The 18,526-nt window shown below is 74.1% G+C and carries 6 protein-coding genes and 1 pseudogene; 5 read left to right on the plus strand and 2 right to left on the minus strand.

The window, feature by feature from the left end; translation table 11 throughout:
• Positions 1–309: 309 nt before the first annotated feature.
• Positions 310–544, minus strand: a pseudogene (locus tag ACZ4V6_RS06490) (IS110 family transposase); the annotation flags it as partial.
• A 294-nt stretch (positions 545–838) separates the two neighbouring features.
• On the opposite strand from ACZ4V6_RS06490, the gene ACZ4V6_RS06495 reads away from it, so the two are divergent.
• A complete protein-coding gene (locus ACZ4V6_RS06495) occupies positions 839–1,477 on the plus strand; it encodes an integrase core domain-containing protein (protein ID WP_467823048.1) in 639 nt (212 codons plus the stop codon).
• A 351-nt stretch (positions 1,478–1,828) separates the two neighbouring features.
• Here the strand turns inward: ACZ4V6_RS06495 and ACZ4V6_RS06500 are convergent, their stop codons facing one another.
• A complete protein-coding gene (locus ACZ4V6_RS06500; RefSeq protein ID WP_467823051.1) occupies positions 1,829–3,574 on the minus strand; it encodes a phospholipase D-like domain-containing protein in 1,746 nt (581 codons plus the stop codon).
• Positions 3,575–3,716: 142 nt separating this feature from the next.
• On the opposite strand from ACZ4V6_RS06500, the gene ACZ4V6_RS06505 reads away from it, so the two are divergent.
• The 4 genes from ACZ4V6_RS06505 (at position 3,717) to ACZ4V6_RS06520 (ending at position 18,513) form a co-directional block, all read left to right on the plus strand.
• The gene (locus ACZ4V6_RS06505; protein ID WP_467823053.1) at positions 3,717–7,052 is read left to right on the plus strand and encodes a DUF6603 domain-containing protein; all 3,336 of its coding nucleotides are present in this window, start codon (positions 3,717–3,719) and stop codon (positions 7,050–7,052) included.
• A gap of 159 nt (positions 7,053–7,211) precedes the next feature.
• Positions 7,212–12,245: a hypothetical protein gene (locus ACZ4V6_RS06510; protein WP_467823055.1), complete on the plus strand. Its 5,034-nt coding sequence runs from the start codon at positions 7,212–7,214 to the stop codon at positions 12,243–12,245.
• Positions 12,242–16,651, plus strand: coding sequence for a hypothetical protein (locus tag ACZ4V6_RS06515; protein WP_467823058.1), 4,410 nt, complete (start codon positions 12,242–12,244; stop codon positions 16,649–16,651). The genes ACZ4V6_RS06510 and ACZ4V6_RS06515 overlap by 4 nt, the downstream gene beginning before the upstream one ends.
• A complete protein-coding gene (locus ACZ4V6_RS06520) occupies positions 16,648–18,513 on the plus strand; it encodes a hypothetical protein (RefSeq protein WP_467823061.1) in 1,866 nt (621 codons plus the stop codon). Before ACZ4V6_RS06515 ends, ACZ4V6_RS06520 begins: the two co-directional genes overlap by 4 nt.
• The last annotated feature ends 13 nt before the right edge of the window (positions 18,514–18,526 follow it).

The raw sequence follows: 18,526 nt of genomic DNA on the forward strand, positions 1-18,526 counted from the left end.
CGGACTCCCGGCACGAGGACCTGGCCGACGACCCCGCGGCCGGGCGGAACTCGAGAAGTGGGAGCGCCGCGGCAGCTGCTCGCCGCCGCGGCGGGCACCGTCCACGACCTGGGCACCGACGACGTCGTCCAGGCCGAGCTCGCCGCCGAAGCCGCAACCGCCGCCGAACGGAGGCCGCCGTCCGAGAGGCGCAGCGCATCGCGGCCCGCGCCGATGAGTTCTAGCCGCTGCGTAAGCCCGGCATGCCGGGGGAGACCGAACCCCGGGACGGAGACGAAATCGTGCGCGACGAGCTGACCCGGCGAGCCGAGGGTGGTTCTCCAGGAGTTCCTCGATCCGCCCGACCAGAAGTTTCCGCTGGTCAAGGACAGCAGCCAGGGATCCGGGCAGGCTCGGAAGCGATCAACGCGGCCGCCTCGGTGCCAGGGACCGTCACGGTCTGCTCGTCCAGGGCGGCGAAAATCTCCTCGACCAGCCGCTCGGCCATCCGCGGGGCCTTCGGCCGCAGCAGCGTGACCAGTCGCCGTCTGCCGGCCTCGCTGAGCGTGAGGCCGGTGGGCGGGGCGCCCTTGGCTCATGCGAGCACCGTAGCCGCGGTGCGGGGCTCGGACATGCGTCCGCCCCCGTGCCGGGGGCTGGGCCGGGGCGGTGCGGTCACGGAGGGGGATGTGACCTGGTCCTGTTCGGACTTCGAGGTTCCAATGTAACGGCGCGGGCGTCCTGACTGCATCGCTCCTCGTCCCCGAAAGCTCTGTGGCGTCGTCACTCCCGTGCCACAGTAAATCCTGTGAGGCCGGTCCTGCGCGGGCCGGGAAGGTGCAGGATGTCTGGGGGACGAGTGGAATCCGGAACCGACAGTCCCAGCGACGTTCCGTTGTACCCGGTGCGGGATCTGGTGCGCTCGGTAGTGGCGTCCGTCGCGCCGGAAGAACTGCCGCTTGTGGAGGGGTTTCACCGCTTCGACGACGCCACGGTGACACGGCGACTAGGCCACAGGGACGGGCGTCGCGAGCCGCTGGGGTTCGGAATCGGAGAGGTCACCGCGCTGGTGACACCCGTCGTGTGGCTGGTGCTCGACGGAGTAGCGCAGCAAATGGTGGCCACGACGGTGACCCACACCTCCCAAAGGGTGACGGGTATGGTGCGGCGGCTGTTGCATCGACCGATTGAACTCACCCAATACACCAGCCGGGCCTTCGCCGACGCCTGCCGCCAGGCCGGCGTCCGTCAGTCCATGAGCGCGATCGGCAGCTCGGCCGACAACGCACTCGCCGAGTCCTTCGACACGACGTTCAAACGCGAGCCGCTCCAGGGTCGAAAGCGCTGGTCCAGCGAGCACGAGCTCCGCCTCGACGCGTTCCGCCGGCCGCACCGCTACAACACCCGACGCCGTCACTCCCGCCTCGGACAACGCAGTCCCCTCACCTACGAGACAGCACTCGACACAACATCAACCACCCTGCCCCAAGCCGCATAGCCCGTGTCCAAGATTCCGGGGCAAGGCCCGTGGCCCGGCCGGCGCGAGGAACGCGGACACGCTCGAGCAGGGCGCGGGCGCAAATGCTGTCGTGGTGCCGGCCCGGCGTGACGAAGACGGCCGGGAGCGTCCTGTGGCAGCCCGCGGTATCAGAGGGGCAAGCGGCGTCCGCTCATGATCCGTGGTTCATGGCGCCCTGCCACCGCACCACGGCCCATTATGTGATGATCTCCGAAGACGGAGCCCGGACCCGCACCCGCGGCAGGCCCGGGCGGGTCGCTCACCTCGAGGTGGTGGCGGGCCCGGCCGGAGCGGTCGGGCCCGTTCGGGATCCTTCCGGCAGTGCCGGGCTCAGACCACGTACTCCGGCTCCGGGTCGGTCGGATCGAAGGCCTCCACGAAGGCGTCCGGGATCTGGTTCTGCTCGTGGCCGGGGAACCGGGCCGGGTCGTGCGGGACGATGAAGCCCTGCCGGGTGCCGGCCGCCGCACCTTTCTTCGCGGCGTTGGCGGCGGCGATCGCCTGCCATCGGGTGACGAAGTCGGCCGGAGCCCAGCCGGCCAGGGTCTTGGCGGAGGCGCCGAGCAGCTCGGACCAAAGGGTGAGCCGGAAGGCTCGCACCGCGGCCGGGTCGTACCAGGCGATGTTGGCTTCGGTGTCGACCTGGAAACTGCGTGGGTTGGCGTTGGCGGAGCCGACGGTGGCCCACTCGTCGTCCACCAGCATCGCCTTGCTGTGCACGTAGATCTGCGCGCTGCCGGCGCTGTTGGTGGCGTGCTTCCCGGCCGAGGCGGCGCGGGCCACCATCGAGTACAGGCCGAGATCCGCCCCGAAGGCGGTGCGCAGCCCGGTCAGGACCTGGTGCTGGAGGAAGAGACCGTGGTCGGTCACCGGGTCGATGGTGCCGGCCACCTCCTCGGGGGCCACCGGGAGCACGATGATCAGCTTGAGCTGGGGCTTGGCGCTCCTGCGTGCGACCAGCCAGTCGGCCAACTCGGGGGAGCGGACGTACTGGTTCTCGATGTAGACGTACTGGTTGGCCTGGCCGATGGCCTTCCGGAAGCCGTCCCGGATGTCGGACCGGAGCACGCTGGGCACCGGGCTGAAGGTGGAATCGGTGGAGAGGGTGCGCCAGAGCTGGGCGGTGGCCGTGCCGGACCCGGGGGGCACAGCGGTGCCGGGCACCGGGACGGCTGCTGTCACCGGACGGGCGGGGTTGGCCAGGCCGCCCGGCCCGGCGGTGCCGGCCACGATGTTGAAGAGCGGGGCCTCGGTGTTCCAGCGGCCGAGGAAATTGCGGTCCAGATCGGCGGCGACCGCGCCGTCCACCTTGACCTGGATGTCGTGCCAGAGCCGACCGAGGTGCGAAGGGGTGGCCAGACGGCCGGTGTTGACGTCCAGTCCTCCGCAGAAGCCGGTGGTGCGGTCCACCACGCAGAGTTTCTGGTGGTGGGCGGCGGGGTGCAGTCGCCAGTCCGGGCTGGTCTTCAGTGCCCATCGGTCACCGCTCGAAGCCACCGTCAGGTAGGGCCACAGGCCCGGCATCTCGGCAACCCGGGTGCGAGCGGTTCCCCAGCCGCCCTTGTTCAGTCGGGGGAGCATGGCGGCGGCCCGGCTCGCCAGCACGGACCCGCCGAGCGAGCTACGGGCGTCGTGCATGCTGACCACGGTCTGCAGGTTGCCCCCGCCCCAGCGGGCGTCGAGCGCGTTGAGCTTCTGGCAGGCGCGCCAGTTGTTGGCGTGGTTCGGGTTGGCCAGCACGGCGTCGAAGTCGTTCAGCAGGATGCGAACCTGAACGCCCAGTCCGGCCACGGTGGCGAGCAACTCGCCCCAGGTGCCGACCTGACGCTTCACCTTCCGCCCGGCCAGGATTTGGTTCACCTCGGCCCGGGCCTGGAGCGGGGTGCCGGGATTGAAGATCCACAGCGACAGGTGGACGGTGTCGGTGGCCTCGGCGATGGAGCGTTCCATCGCCTGGAAGGTCGCCACTCCGTCAATGATCGGCTGCACGGTGCTGCGCGCGCGCTTGTCGGCTCGGAATTCCTGATCGTCGCCTGTGGCGGTGGGTGACAGGAAGAAGTCGTCGGAGCGTGCCATCGGTCAGTCCCCCGTCTGACGGTAAGTCAACTACGCGGTCTCTTGTGGAAAGAACGAGTAGCGAGACAGTATGACCAATGCGGCGAAGATGTGGACCTATTGTGCGCATCGCGTGACGCAATATCTCGGGGGGAGAGGGCGTGTGGGGATACAGGCGTTCGCACAGGATCTGGTCGGGGCGGTACTGGACACGCTGGAGCCGCTGATCGCGGCAGGCAGCGACGAGGCGGCGCTGCGAGTACTGCTGACCGACCTCGGCTGGGCACCGCCCGAGACGCCGCCCGCCACCGACTCGCTCGGCTCGGTGCGCGCCGTGGCCGGACAGGCCAAGGAGGCCACCGAGGCGTTCGGTGCGTTCATCGGCGGCGGTGGCGACTGGGCGGCGCTGGTCCGGCAGGTCCGCGAAGTGGTCACGGCCGTCAAAGGACTGAGCACCACCGACGGCACCGGACTGCCCGCACCGCTGAACCAGGGTGCGTTCTGGACCTCGCTCGCCACCGAACTGCCCGGTTACCTGCTCACCGACCGGCTCCGCCGGGAGAAGCCACCGCTGTTCGCGCTGCTGCTGCTCACCGGAGTGATCACCCGGCAGCGGGTGGCGCCGAGCCGGTACCGGACCGAGGGCGCCTGGAGCACCGAGGTGCACTGGGACCGGCTCGTGTTGCTGGTCACCGACCCGTCCGAGCTGGCGCACCGCGCCTACGGCTGGGGCGGGCAGCTGGACGCCGACAAACTGCTGCGCGCCGTTCAGGACACGGTGCACGCCTTCGGCCTGCCCGCCGTCCGCTCCACACCCGAACTCGGCCTCTACCAGCATTACTTCGGCACGCCGACGGACCCGTTACCGGAACCGCCCCCGCTGTTGCTGCGGGTGCCGTTGGCCGCCGTGCAGGCGGCTGACGGGGACGCGGCGGCCTACGGCGAGGCCGGGCTGGTCCTGCTGCCGGTGCCGCCCGCGCCGGGCGGGCTGCTGTTCGGCCCGTACGCCGCCGGGGCGGCGCAGGCGGTGCTCCACCCCGGTGAGACGGTCGAGGTGCAGCTCACCGGCGGAGTGGACACCACCGGGGCGCTCGGCGTGGTGCTGCGCCCGGACGGGATCGTACCGCGCGCCGACGGCGGCGAGGTCGCCGGCGGCTTCGGACTCGCGCTGGACTGGCGACCGCGCGGGCCGGTCAAGGTGCTGGGCGATCCTGCGAGCGCCGGGGTGACGCTGGGCGGGGCCCGGGTGGCTGCCACCGTGACCACCGCGGGTACCTCGGTGGACGAGGTCGCCGTCAGCGTCGCCGTGCGCAAGCTGCGGCTGGTGCTCGACCTGTCGGCGCTGGACGGACTGCTGGCGTCGGTGGCCGGGGGCAGGTCGATCGAGGCCGAGAGCGACGTGGAGCTGATCTGGTCGAGCCGGACGGGCCTGACCCTGCGCGGCTCCGGGCGGCTGGAGAAGACCTTCCCGCTGCACCTGGACCTCGGCCCGGTGCGGGTCACCGCGCTGACCCTGCGCGGCACCGCCGACGGCGACGGCCTCAGGCTCGCCGCCACGGTGGACCTTGCCGCGAGGCTCGGCCCGGTGGCCGTGACCGTGCAGGAGGCCGGCGCCGCGCTGGCCGTCACCCCCGCCCCGGACGGCGGGCTGCTGTTCGGGCTGGACGCCGATCTCGACCTGGTGCCGCCGCTCGGCGCCGGGCTCGACGTCAAGGCCGGGCCGGTGGACGGCGGCGGCCACCTGCTCCTCGACCGGGAGAAGGGGCAGTACGCCGGGGTCTTCCAGCTCGGCCTGACCGGGGCGGGCGGCCTGTCGGCCTGGCGGCTCCAGGGCGTGGCGGTCCTCAACACCAGGGCGACGGACGGCAGTCCGCTGCGCGAGACGGACGGTGACGGAACCTTCTCGTTGCTGGTCTCCGGCACCTACGAGTGGACTCCGGGCATCGCACTCGGCTGGGGCGTCTTCGTGAACGGCCTCGGTCTGGTGATCGGCCACAACCGGCGCACCGACGTGGAGGAAGTCCGCAAGGCCACCCGGACCGGTGCGCTGGACGCGCTGCTCTTCCCCGCCGACCCGGTCGCCAACGCCCCGGCGGTGATCGACACGCTCGGCCGGATGTTCCCGCCGGACACCACCGGCACCGTGCTCGGGGTGATGGTCCGGCTCGAGATGCTCGGCCGGCTGCTCACCGCCAAGCTCGCGGTGCTGATCGAGCTCCCCGAGCCGATTCGCGTCCTGGTGCTGGGACAGCTGGTGCTCGACCTCAGGCAGGCCGGTCGGCTGCGGCTGGACACGGTCGGAGTCATCGACTTCGACCGGGGCGAACTCTCGCTCGACGGCAGCCTGGTCGACTCCAAGCTGCTCGGCCGCCAGATCACCGGCGACCTGGCGCTGCGGCTACGCTGGCACGGCGACGGCACCTTCGCCCTCTCCCTCGGCGGCTTCCACCCCGGGTTCCAACCCCCTGCCGGTTTCCCCGAGCTGCGGCGGCTGGCGATCGCACTGAACGGCACCGGGCGGATCAGCGCCTACCTCGCGGTCACCAGCAACAGCATGCAGTTCGGCGGCGCGATCGACCTGAGCATCAAGTTCTGGAAGATCACCCTTGAGGGCCACGCCCAGCTGGACGCGCTGATGCGGTTCGACCCGTTCTGGTTCACCGCGGAGCTGGGTGCGAAGGTCACCCTCTCCGTGTTCGGCAAGACCCTGCTCGGGGTGGACCTGCTGATCGGGGTCAGCGGTCCGCAGCCGTGGGGCTTCTGGGGGCACGTCAAACTCAAGCTGCTGTTCCTGAGCATCAGCAAGTCCTTCGACACCCGCAAGCCCGGGCAGGCCGCGCCGCCCGAGCGGGAGCCGGTGCGCGCGGTGGAGCAGCTGCGGCTGGCACTGGCCCGCCCGGACGCGTGGGAGACCACCGGCGGCGGGGGAACGGAACCGGTGGTACTGCGCTCGCCAGAGCTGCCCGGGCGACTGGTGTTGCGGCCCGGCACACTGCTGGGCCTGCGGCAGAACGTGCTGCCGCTGGGCGTCCCGGTCGAACGCCTGGGCGCGGCGAGGGTGTCGGGGCCGAACCGGTTCGACGTCCGGTCCTTCACACTGGGCAACGGCCTGGACGGGACGGTCGGGGATCCGATCCTGGACCGGTTCGCGCCGGGGCAGTTCCGCGACCTGGAGCCGGCCGAACTGCTGGAGCAGCCCGGCTACCAGTGGCAGGAGACCGGCCGCCGGCTCGGTCTGCCGGACGGCTCCGACCTGCCCGCCACCGGACTCACGGTGGCCGCCGACCTGGACGGTGACGACGCGTACGACGCGTGGATCGTGGACGACGTCACGGCGCCGCCCCGCCCACTGCGGCCCGCGGCGGCCGGGGCGGGCGCGGCGGGTGCCGGGCGGCTGCTGGTCGGCTTCGCCGGAACCGGACCGGCCGCCGAGGCGGCGACCAGAACGAGCGGTGCGGCGCTGTTCGGCGGCGCCGGGCTGGAACTGACCCGGGACTGACCATCCGGCAGGTGCGGCTCCGCGGCCGACGAGGGGAACGGCCGACGGGTCACGAGGAAGCCGCAGTGCGGCGCGTCCGCGCGGTGCCGGGTGGACGGTTCGCAGCGGGTGCGGTGATCAGGCGAGGCACGGGGACTGGGGGAGTCGAGTATGGCCGGGTTGAGATTTCTGCCGTGGGTGCGCGACGGCGTGGTGCGCGCGCTGGCGAACGAGGACCCGTTGCGGGGTGAACTGCCGACGCAACGCGGTGAGGTGGGGCTGACCGTCGAACTGACGGCCGGTGGGGGCGATGCGGACGGCACCGAGTCGGTGACCGCGCACGCGGACGCGGTGGTGCTCGGCCCGGGTGACGTCACCGCGCTGGACCAGCGACAGGTGATCCGTTGCTTCCCGGCTCCGGACACCGAGAACGCCGAGTCCTCGCTCTTCGCCTCGATCGACTTCGACGCGCCCGAGCTGCCCTGGCAGTTCACCCCCGCCCGGCCGGAGCCGAGAAGCGGCGCGCTGCGCCCCTGGCTGGTCCTGGTGGTGCTCCAGGAGAACACCTTAGGCGTGGATCTCACCACCCCGCCGGACGCGCTGCCCCGGCTCACCGCGCCGGTGGCCGAACTGCCGGACCTGGCCGAGTCCTGGGCGTGGGCGCATGCCCAGCTGCTGCTGGAGGACGACGACGAGGACCCGGCGAAGGTGCTCGCCGAACATCCCGAGCGCACCCTCTCCCGGCTGGTCTGCCCGCGCAGGCTGCTGCCCGGGCGGCGCTACCTGGCCGCCGTGGTGCCCGCCTTCGACGCGGGCTGCCGGGCCGGGCTGGGCAGGCCCGCTCGGGAGGAGGGCTCGTTGACCCCGGCATGGGGCGACGAGCGGGACGGCGGGCCGACGGAGGTGACGCTGCCGGTGCTGCACCACTGGCGGTTCGCCACCGGGCCGGACGGGGACTTCGAGACCTTGGTGCGGCGGCTACGCGGACGGGTGCTGCCCGCCGGCGTCGGACTGCACCGGGTGGATCTGAACGGGGCGGGGAGTGGCCTGCCGGACGCAGCCCCCGGGCAGGACGGCGTCTCGGTGCTCGGCTTCGAGGGGGCGCTCGCCTCACCGGCACTGGTCCGCACCCCGTGGGCGGCGGAGCAACGGGTGCGCTGGCAGACGGTGCTGGAAGGGCTGCTGAGCCACCACCAGGAGTGGCTCACCCCGCCGGTGTACGGCGGAACGCACGCCGGGGAGGTCCGGCTCCCGGCAGCGGACACACCGCCGCAGTGGCTGCGTGAACTGAACCTCGACCCGCGCTACCGTGCCGCCGCCGCGCTCGGCACCGAGGTGGTGCAGCGGCACCAGGAGGAGCTGGCGGCCGCCGCCTGGCAACGGGCCGCCGAACTGATCGACATCAACCGGAAGCTGGCCGAGGGGCAGCTGGGCCGGGACGCCTCGGCCGCGCTCTACGGCAAGCGGATCGACGCGGCGCAGCCGGGGCGGGCGTTCACCGATGGGGAACTGCTGGCGCTCACCCGGCCGGTCCGGGACGCGGATCCGGCGCCCGGCCCCGATCCGGCCGGCAACGAGGGGGTGGCGGCTGCCACCTCCACCGCGATGCGCCGGCTCCTCCGCGCCCGGGGACCGCTGGCCCGTCGCCTGGACGCCCCGCCGACCGCCGACCCGCTCGGCTGGCTGGCGGACGGCAACAGCGCCGTCCCGGACGCGAAGCTCCCCGCGGGCGGCGCCGCCTTCGGCGTGATCTCGAAGGAGCCGCTGGACAGCTACAAGCCGGGCCGCCTCGGCGGGCTGACGGAGGGCTTCGCACAGACGGCGGACCGATCAGCGGGTGCCGCGGTGCGGGCCGGTGGGGGAGAGGGAGGCCCGGCGAGCGGGGCCTCGCCGACGGCGGGCGGCGTCAGCACACCGCAGACTCACCCGGCGGCCGGACCCACCGGCGGCGCGGCCGAGGAGGCGCTGTCGGGCGCAGCAGACGCGCCGCGGAACGCCCCTGCCGCGGCGGAGGAGCCGGTGACGACCGTAGCCGGGGCGGGCGGGGACCTGCTCGGAGGTGACCGGTTCTTCGTCCGGTCCAAGGACGGGCGGCTGTTCGAGCGCCGGAAGCTCGCCGAGGGCTGGAGCTGGCGGGACCACGGCCGGCCGGACGCCGGGAGCCGGGTGATCACCTCGGGCGCCGCGGTGGAGCCCGGCCGGGTCTACGTACGGACCGACACCAACCGGCTCTGGGAACGCGGCTGGGACGGTGACCGCTGGGTCTGGCGGGACTGCGGCGCGCCGCCCGGCGGCGCGGCCAGCCGTCCGACCGCCCTGGGCGGCAGCATCCACCTGCTCGGCGGCGACGGCAACCTGCACCTCTACGACACCGCTGCCCGCAGCTGGCGCAACCTCGGCCGCCCCGCCCAACTCGGCCAGTACGAGCGACTGTACGCGTCCCCCCGTGCGCTCTCGGCACAGGAGGTGCTGGTGGCCACCACCGGCAACCGGCTGTTCGTCTGCCACCGCCCCGACCCGTACGCCGCCGCGAGCTGGTTCCTCACCGAGTCGGTGCCGGGCATCGACGGCTCGCCCTCCGCGCTGCACCTGGACGGCCGGTTCTTCTACCTCACCCCGGGCGGCGGCCTGGCCCGCCAGGCGGGGTACTCCTCGGTCGACCACGGCCGCCCGCTGCCGGACCGCAAGGTGGTCTCGGTCGGCCGGCAGAGCATGGAGTGGTTCCAGGAGGGCTCACCCGGCGTGCACGTACTGGTCGCCTCGCCCACCGGGCAGCTGGAGGTGGCGGTGCTCGGCCAGTGGGACGAGGACCTGCCGAACGGCAACACCGTGCAACGGTGGAGCTGGGACCCCGCCCGCTGGGCGCACCCCGACGGCCTGGCCCCGCGCCGGATCGGCCCGGTGATCGGCGATCTGCGCTCCGGCCAGGAAACCTTCATGGTCACCGCCGACGGGCGGCTGACCTCCCGGGTCGGCAACGCCTGGCGGGACCACGGCCTGCCGGTGGACCCGCGCGGCAGCGGCCCACGGGACGCCCCAGCGGTGTCCCGCCCCGACCTCGGGCCGAGCCTCGGCCTGTTCTCCTCCTTCCTCACCGCCCAGCTGGTCGACCAGGACGGCCAGGGCCGCAGCCGGCTGCGGCTCGGCGCCGCGCACGACCCGGACCTGGAGGGCCGCCCCGGCCGGGGGCTCGGCGCGCAGACCGAGGTGCTCACCCTGGACCACCGGGCTCGCGCGCTCGGCGTCGCGGTCGGCCACGTCACCGGCGGTGCCCGCCCGGACCTGGTCGTACTGACCGTCCGCCGGAGCGCACCGGGCGCCCCCTGCCTGGCCGAGTACCGGATCGGCCGGGCACTGGACGACGACGGGCTGCCCACCGGCGGCTGGCTCGGCCCGTACCAGCTGCCCGACCCGCTCCACCCCGACGTGCGCGGCGCCGACCTGACACTGGCCGACCTGGACGGCGACGGGTCGCCGGAACTGATCTTCGCCTACGGAGTCTCCGGCACCGACCCGGGACGGAACCGGGTGCACTACCGGATCGGCTGGAGTCTGGCCGCCGACGGCCGGGCCACCCAGGGGTGGACCGACTCCGTCCCCACCCCGTGGACCTTCTCCGAGATCTCCGGCGTCGGTGTCGACGTGGTGGCGATGGGCCCGGAACGCGCCCCGCACCTGGTGGTGCTGGTGGACGGACGGGACGCCGACGGCTGGGTCTCCCGGTACGGCGTCGGACGGGGCGTCAACCGGCGCGGCCTGGTCACCGGAGCCTGGCACGGCCCGTACACCATGGAGCGGATGGCCGGGCCGAGCGACGCGACCGGGCTGGCCGTCACCGACCTGACCGGCACCAACGCCCCCGACCTGGTGGCCTACAGGATCATCGACGGCGCCGCCGTGCTGCGGATCGGCTTCGACCTGGCGGCGGAGAACACCGGCTCCGGCGGGGTGGCCCGCTGGAGCGAGCCCCACCCGCTGCACACCGTCGCCCCCGGCGCCACCGTGCTGGGCGCCGGACTGTCCGTGGCCGGACTCAGGGCCGACCTCGCGCAGTTGCGTGAGCTGACCGTCACCAACTTCGCCAAGGCGGCCGCCCCGCACCAGGGTCACCTGCTCTCGGTGTCCGGCGCCTTGCAGCGGGACGTGCAGGACCCGGTGCCGGTGGCCGGCGAGGCCGACCGGCTGCGCGCCCGGCTGGACCCGGAACGGGCGGTTCCCGCCCGGGTGCTGACCGGCCTCCGAGTGGGCGGCCGTCCACTGGCCGAAGCGCTGCCCGCCACCGGTGACAGCCTGCGCCGCCTGCTCGCCGGGCTCGCCTTCGAACTGCCCGCCTACCAGCTGCTGCGCGGGCTGTCACCCGAGCACGTGGCACCAGGCCTGCCCGCGGTCGAACCGGAAACCATGACCGCACTGGCAGCCAACGCGAAGTTCATCGAGGCGTTCATGGTCGGACTGAACCACGAGGTGAGCCGGGAACTGCTCTGGCGGGAGTTCCCGACCGATCCCCGGCAGACCTGGTTCCGCCAGTTCTGGGACGTCCGGGACGCCCGCTCGGCAGGCGGGCCGCTCACCGACCTGCCGCCGTTCGAGGACGACGCATGGCGCAACGGCCCGCTCGGCAGCCACCTCACCTCGGTCGGCGCGCCCGGCGAGGATGCGCTGATCCTGGTGGTCCGAGGCGAGGTGCTGCGGCGCTACCCGGCCACCGTGGTGACCATGCGCCAGGCCGCCTGGACCGGCGAGACCACCCGGGACCCGGCCGGCCCCGACCTGCCGCCGATCTTCAGCGGCCGGATCGACCCGGACGTGCTGCTGTTCGGCTTCCCGCTCACCGCCCCGGTGGCCCGGGGCGCGGCCACCCGCACGGCGGGCGACGCGGGGTACTTCTTCGTGCTCCGCGAACAGCCCACCGCACCCCGGTTCGGCCTGGACCTTCCGCCCGCCGACTGGAGCCCCGCGCCGTTTCGCGGCCGGCACTGGGACGACCTGCACTGGGGCCACGTGACCGGAGACACCCGGCACCTCTCCCCGTACGCCCCCGGCCTCGGCCGCAACCCCGACCACAGCGGTGCGGGACTGCGGCTGGACGGCGCCGAGTACGGCCGCAACGCGGCCGACATGGCCCGGGTCACACTCCAGCGCCCCGTCCTGATCGCCCGCCACGCGAGCACCCTGCTCCCCGAGACCCTGCCCGCACCGGAGGCAAACCGATGACCACACCGCTCTCCGAGGCGGTCCCGCGGACCGAGTGGGACCTGTCCACCTGGTACCCGGTGGCGCTGCTCCCGGTCCGGCTGGAGACCCGCTTCTTTGGCACCCGGCTGCGGGTGCGGATCTACCCCGACCAGCTACACGTGGACAGCCATGAACCAGAACTGACCAGCGAGGAAGAGGACTCCGGCCGCAGATACTGGGAGCGCTGCGGCGCGGCCGGCTCCGGGGCGGAGCAGCAGGAGGCGGCCTGGGAGGACCTGATCCGGCTGCACGGGGTGACCCGCGCCGGCTGGGTCGCCCGGGTGATGGAGCCGGACACTTCCGACGTCCCGTTTCCGAAGCCGAAGGACCGGCCGGGCCGGTGGACCAGGCCGCCGGTGGCCCGCGCGCTGCCGACCCGCTGGCACGCCGTCGGCCGGACCGCCGGAGGGAAGCCGCTGTACGGCACGTCGCGGCAGCTGAACGGCCAACTGCTCCTCGGACCGGACCCGTCAGCCCCCACAGTGCCGACCGGCGACGGCCCGCCGGTGGACGCGGGGATGCGCTGGCTGGTCGACTTCACCGCCGCCGAGGCGGCCGGGATGGCGCTCACCCTCACCGTCCCGGAGCAGGCCGGCCGTCCCGGTGTGCCGGAGGACGTGGCGCTGCTGCTGGTCTTCGGCGTGGACGAGACCGCCGCCCCCGAGGCCACCGCCGTCCGGCTGAACGAGCTGCTGGAAGCGCACGCTGCCACCGAGGGCCTGGGATTCCTGCCGCCCGACACCCCGACCAACAACACGGAGACGGTCTCCTCCGGCCACCGCCCGGGCTCCCGGACGGAGCTGCTCGCCGCCCGGGTCACCGCCGAGCAGAGCGCCCCGGCCCCGGACACCGAGACCGCCGCCGCGCTCACCGCGAACGCGCTCGGCCTGACGCTCGGCCAGCGGCCGGACGACGCGCTGAGCGCTGTCCGCGGCCGCCCGGCCCGTGCCGGGGCGCCCAACGCGCTCGGCCGGGCGGCGCACGGCGAACAGGCCGACCGCGCCCTCGGCCGCCCCGTCCGCCGGGCGCTCTGGCCGGCCAGTCTGGGCTACCTGTTCAAGCACCTGCTGCCGTTGGAGCAGCTCCCGAAGCAGCGTGGACTGCTGGACCATTTCGTGCGGTACGTCCACCCCGAGGGTCCGCTGCCCGTGCTCCGGGTCGGCAGCCAGCCCTACGGACTGGTGCCGGTGGCCGCGCTGCACGGCTGGCAGGCCGCGGACGACCAGGAGGCGGCCGCCGTCCGGGTGCTGACGGGCCTGACCGAGAGCTGGCTGCGCTCCCCGGTGCGGCGGGTGCACCCCGGCGCGGCCGATCCGGACCGGCTGATGCTGGAGATCCTGGCCACCGACGCCCGGGTCCGCGAGGTGCGGGCCCGCAGCGTGCTCGGTAACGAGTACGTCAGCTGGCTCTGGCGGTTCACCGGCTCCTACCCGGACGGCGACTGGCGGGCCCGGCTGCTCGACCCGGCCCGGCAGCTGCTGGCCCGGCTCGGTCTCACCGGGGCTGCCGATCCGAGGCTGTCGCTGGCCACCTATGCGGGTGGCTCGTTCCGGCTGGACACTCCGCTGGTCGGGGAGGACCTCTCCTACCTGGCCGCGCTCGCCGCCCCCGGGCTGCGGGCCGACCGGACCCCGGAAGAGGGACGGCTGCCGCTGCTGCACCGGCTGCTGCGGGCCGCGTTGATCGCCGAACACTCGGCTGCCGCCGGGAACCTGGCGACCCCCGAGGGCGTGCTGCCGGGCGCGGCCGAGCTGCCCGACCCGGAACTGGTCGACGTCTTCCCCGGCCGGACCACGCCGACCCTGCGCCGCCGCCTGGTACTGCCCGTGCCCGGCACCGGCCGGACCGCCGGAGAGTACGTCGCGGAGCCGGGCACCGATGCCCGGCACGCCCGGGTGACCGCCGAACTGGCCGAGTTCCGCGCCGCGCTCACCACCCTGCACCGGGACTACGCGGACGAGGACCCACGCCCGGTGGCCGAGCTGGAGCGGCACGTGGCCGGGACGCTGGGCTTGGCCGGGCACCGGCTGGACGCCTGGGTCACCTCACTGGCGACCCGCCGGCTGGAGCTTCGCCGTCAGGCACGCCCGGCCGCGCTGCCGGACGGGGTGCACGTGGGCGGTTACGGCTGGCTGCACGACCTGCGCCCGGCTCCGTCCCGCAACCCGCTGACCACCCCGCCCGAGGGCGTGGCGGGCCCGGTCCACCCGGCGCCCGAGCAGAGCGGCCATGTGCACGCCCCCTCGCTCGGCCAGGCCACCACCGCCTCGGTACTGCGCAGCGCCTGGCGCTCGCACGGCGGCGGCCACGACAACCCGCTGGCGGTGGACCTCTCCTCCCGCCGGGTCCGACTGGCCGAGGAACTGCTCGACGGGGTGCGCGCCGGACAGCCGCTCGGCCTGCTGCTCGGGCGACGTTTCGAGCGCGGCCTGCACGAGCACCCCACCCGGGTGCTGGACCAGTACCTGCCGGTGTTCCGCCGGTTGGCCCCGGTGCTGGCCCACCGGGTGGACCCAGGGGCGACCCCCGTGCCGGTGGTGGAGAGCGAGGCGGTGGCCGACGGCCTGGAACTGCACCGCCTCCGCCGCGCGGGCGGTCTGGCCGCCGTACTCGATTCCCTCCCGGCAGCGGACCGGACGGCCGTCGAGTCGGTGCTCGCCGCTCTGGCCGACGCGGTGGACGCGGTCGGCGACGCGCTGCTGGCCGAGGGCGTGCACCAACTGGCGGCCGGCAACCCGACCCGGGCCGCCGCCGCCGTGAACGCGGCGGCGGGAGCCGGAAACGCGCCCGAGCTCCAGTTCGTCCGGACCGAGGACACCGGCACCGCCGTCACCCACCGGGTGCTGCTGCTGGTCAACCACGACAGCCGGTTCGACGCGCTGCGCAGGGACTGGCCGGCCGCCCGGGACGAGCAGCCCCGGCTGATCGGTACTCCGGCCGCCGACGCGCTGGCCGCCACCCTGCTGCCGCCGGCCAACCGGGTGTTCTGGCGCCAGCGGCAGCGCCCGGCGGACGGAGAACCCGGCCCCTACCGGGAGGTGAGCCTCGACCATCTGCAAGCATCGGTGATCGACCACGTGATCGGACCGCCCCGCCCGCTCGGCGCCGCCGACGGGGAGCTGGAGCGCCGGATCAGGCTCCGTGCCGGGCCCCAGCCGGAGAACACGGTACTGGAACTGGACTTCGACGGTGATCCGGACTGGGCGGCCGAGAAGGTCTCGGTCGGCGAGTTCCTCCAGGCCGCCGGGGCCGTCCGGGACCTGCTCGCCCAGGCCCGGCCGGTGACCGCCGCCGACCTGGACGCGCTGGACAGTACCGCGCAGCCGGACTTCGACCCGTACACCGTTCAGCAGGCCACCGAGGCCTGGCAGTTGATGAAGAGCACGGCCGCAGGGCTGGCCACCGGAACCGAGACCGAGCTGCGTGCTCGACTGCGTACCGCCGCCGGATTCGGCGTGCTCGGCGCGGTGCCGGAACCGGCCGGGCCGGTCGGCGAGGTGGCAGCGGTGGCCAAGCTGGAGCTGGATCGGAGGCTGGCCGAACACTGCCGGTTGGCCCGGGAGTTCCGGCCCGGCGGGGTGTGCACCGGCGGCGCCGACTGCCGCTGCGCGGCGGCCGACTTCGACGACCCGGCGCAGCCCGCCGCCCGCCGCCAGGAGTTCCAGCTCGACCGGCTGCACGCGCTGTTCGGCGACGACCTGCCGGTGCTGCCGCGCGCCTGGGCGCCCCGGGCCGCCGGGCTGACCAGCGCGCTGGCCGCGAGCACCGCACTGCAGGGCGGCAACGCGCACGCCGGGCGGCGCTGGCTGACGCGGTACGCCCGGGTTCGGCCCGCGCTGGCCCGGCTCCAGGAGGTGCTGAGCTACGCCGGGGCACTGGAGCCGGGCGGCGTGGTCAAGCTGCCGCTCTCCGTCAGGGCGGCTCAGCTTCCGTACGAGCAGGGGGACCTGTGGGCGGCCGAGCACCCGCCCACCGAAGGGGAGACGCTCTCCCTGCTGGTGGTCGGCTGCGGCGAACTCGACCTCGGCAAGCCCGTCTGCGGGCTGCTGGTGGACGAGTGGACCGAGGTGGTGCCCGCCGCCCGGAAGCAGACGGGGCTGGCCTTCGAGCACAACGCCCCGGCCGCCGCCGCGCCGCAGGCGGTGCTGCTCGCGGTCTCAGCCGACGGCACGCCGAAGTGGCGGGCCGACCGGCTGGCCCAGACCATCGAGGAGGCCTTCGACCTGGTCAGGGCCCGCGCCGTGGACCTGGACTCGCTCGGCGAGGTGGGCCAGTTCCTGCCCGCGCTGTACTTCCCGGTCAGCGTGCACCCCGAGGAGCGCGCGCTGACCACCGACTTCACCCCCGACGCGGCCGCGTCCGGGCCCACCGGGAGGACGCCGTGACCACCCCTCAGCCCGGAGCGGCGGAGCCCGCCGTCACCACCTGGACCAGGCTGGAGCCGCGCACCCGGAGCGCCGACCTCAGCCCGGCCACCGAGGCCCGCATCGCCGATCCGCTCTGGCTGCTGGCCCGGCAGTGGCAGTTCGGCGAGTTCCAGGGCGAGGACGCCGGCTCGCCGGTGCTGGCCCGGGTCGACGCCGAGGCGGCCCGGTTCACCCGCTACCGCAGCGGCGCCGACGGGCGTCCCTCGGTCGAGCTGGAGACCGGCGCCCCGCTGGAGGCCGTGGTCGAACGCGAGCCGGCCGACCAGGCGGTGGAACTGCGCTGGTCGGCCGAGACCGGTCAGCAGTTCCTCCGGCTGCTCACCGAGCACGGCGCCGCGGCGCTGCGACCAAAGGTGCTGACCCGCTATCCGCTCCCGGACACCGCACCGGAGCCGGCGGACGAGTCGACCACCGGCTACCTTCGGATCATGGCCGGCCGGGTGCCGGACGGCCGCCCGCTGCTGGCAGCCTGCGCGGCCGACCGGCTGGTGGTCGAGGTCGGGGTGCCGGACGCCCTGATCGGGCCGGTGCAGGCGGCCGTCGCCGCCTGGCTGGACTGGCTCGGCGTACCGGCCCGGCCGAACGACCCGGCCCCCGGGTACCTGCTCCAACTGCCGGGGGTGCTCGAACCGTTGTCCGGCGAGCGGGAGCAACGACTGCCCTGGCCGTCGCCCGAGGCGCTCCCCCTGGTCAGTGTCCCCGGGCTGGAGGGCCCGGCCTGGCAACCGGACCGGATGGAGTACCGGTTCGCGGTGGCCGCCGCGCACCCCGACTGCGAAGTGGTGCTGGGCGCCGCCGAGTACGACGGCGACCGGCTGGACTGGTACCACTTGGACCACGACCCCGGCCGTACCCTGCACGCCGAGCCGGTCGTCGAGCGGGTGGTGCGCACCGTACTGCCGACTCCGGCCGGCTACCCGGGGATGCCGTCCACGCGGTTCTGGGAATTGGAGGACGGCGACGTCAACCTCGGCGCGGTCGGCGCACGGACGGCCGACCTGGCCCGAATGGTGCTGCTGGAGTACGGAACGGTCTACGCCAACGACCACTTCCTGGTACCGCTCGACCTGCCGCTCGGCTCGGTGACCCGGATCCGCTCGCTGGTGGTGACCGACACCTTCGGGGTGCAGACCCTGGTGCCGGCCGCGCCGGGCGGCCGGGGCTGGTCGCTGTTCCGTCCGTCCACTCGCACCGGCGAGGCGCCGGATACCGATCTGCTGGTGCTGCCGCCGACCAACGGCAACACGCTGCACTCCGACCCGGTGGAGGAGGTCCGGCTGCTCCGGGACGAACTGGCCAACCTGGGGTGGGCGGTGGAGCGGACGGTGACCGGCGCCACCGGCCGCCCGGTGAGCCGGGAACGCTCGGCCGCCATCGCCCCGGAATCCGCACCGCGCGCCACCGGGTCCGGAGTGCCGGCCGACCGGTACACCCTGGCGAGCCCGGTGCCGGAGCACTGGGTGCCGCTGGTTCCTCGGCCCGTCGACGGGCGGCCGGACCGGATCCGGTTGCACCGCACGCCGCTGCAACGGGCCGGAGCCGACGGCACTCCCGGTCGGGTGACCGGCTATAGCCGACTGCTGGAATGGCACCCCGATCCGGAACACCCGGACCGGCTGGCCGAGTTGGCGATCCCGGAGGAGGAGGTCGGACGATCGGGGGTGCGGGTGGTCCGGCAGTGGCAGCTGGCCCGGTGGCACGACGGCTCGGTGCACCTGTGGCTCGGCCGCGCCAAGCACCTCGGCGGCGGCGCCGCTGCCGCCGGCCTGAGGTTCGACACCGTCTCCGGCATGTCCGACAGCACGCAAGACGACTCGTGACGGGGGAAGACAA

The sequence above is a fragment of the Streptomyces sp. NPDC029152 genome (assembly GCF_055564355.1).

Coding starts and splice junctions, on each gene's coding strand:
- ACZ4V6_RS06500 (WP_467823051.1), bottom strand. CDS start 3,574: ATGGCACGCTCCGACGACTTCTTCCTGTCACCCACCGCCACAGGCGAC.
- ACZ4V6_RS06515 (WP_467823058.1), top strand. CDS start 12,242: ATGACCACACCGCTCTCCGAGGCGGTCCCGCGGACCGAGTGGGACCTG.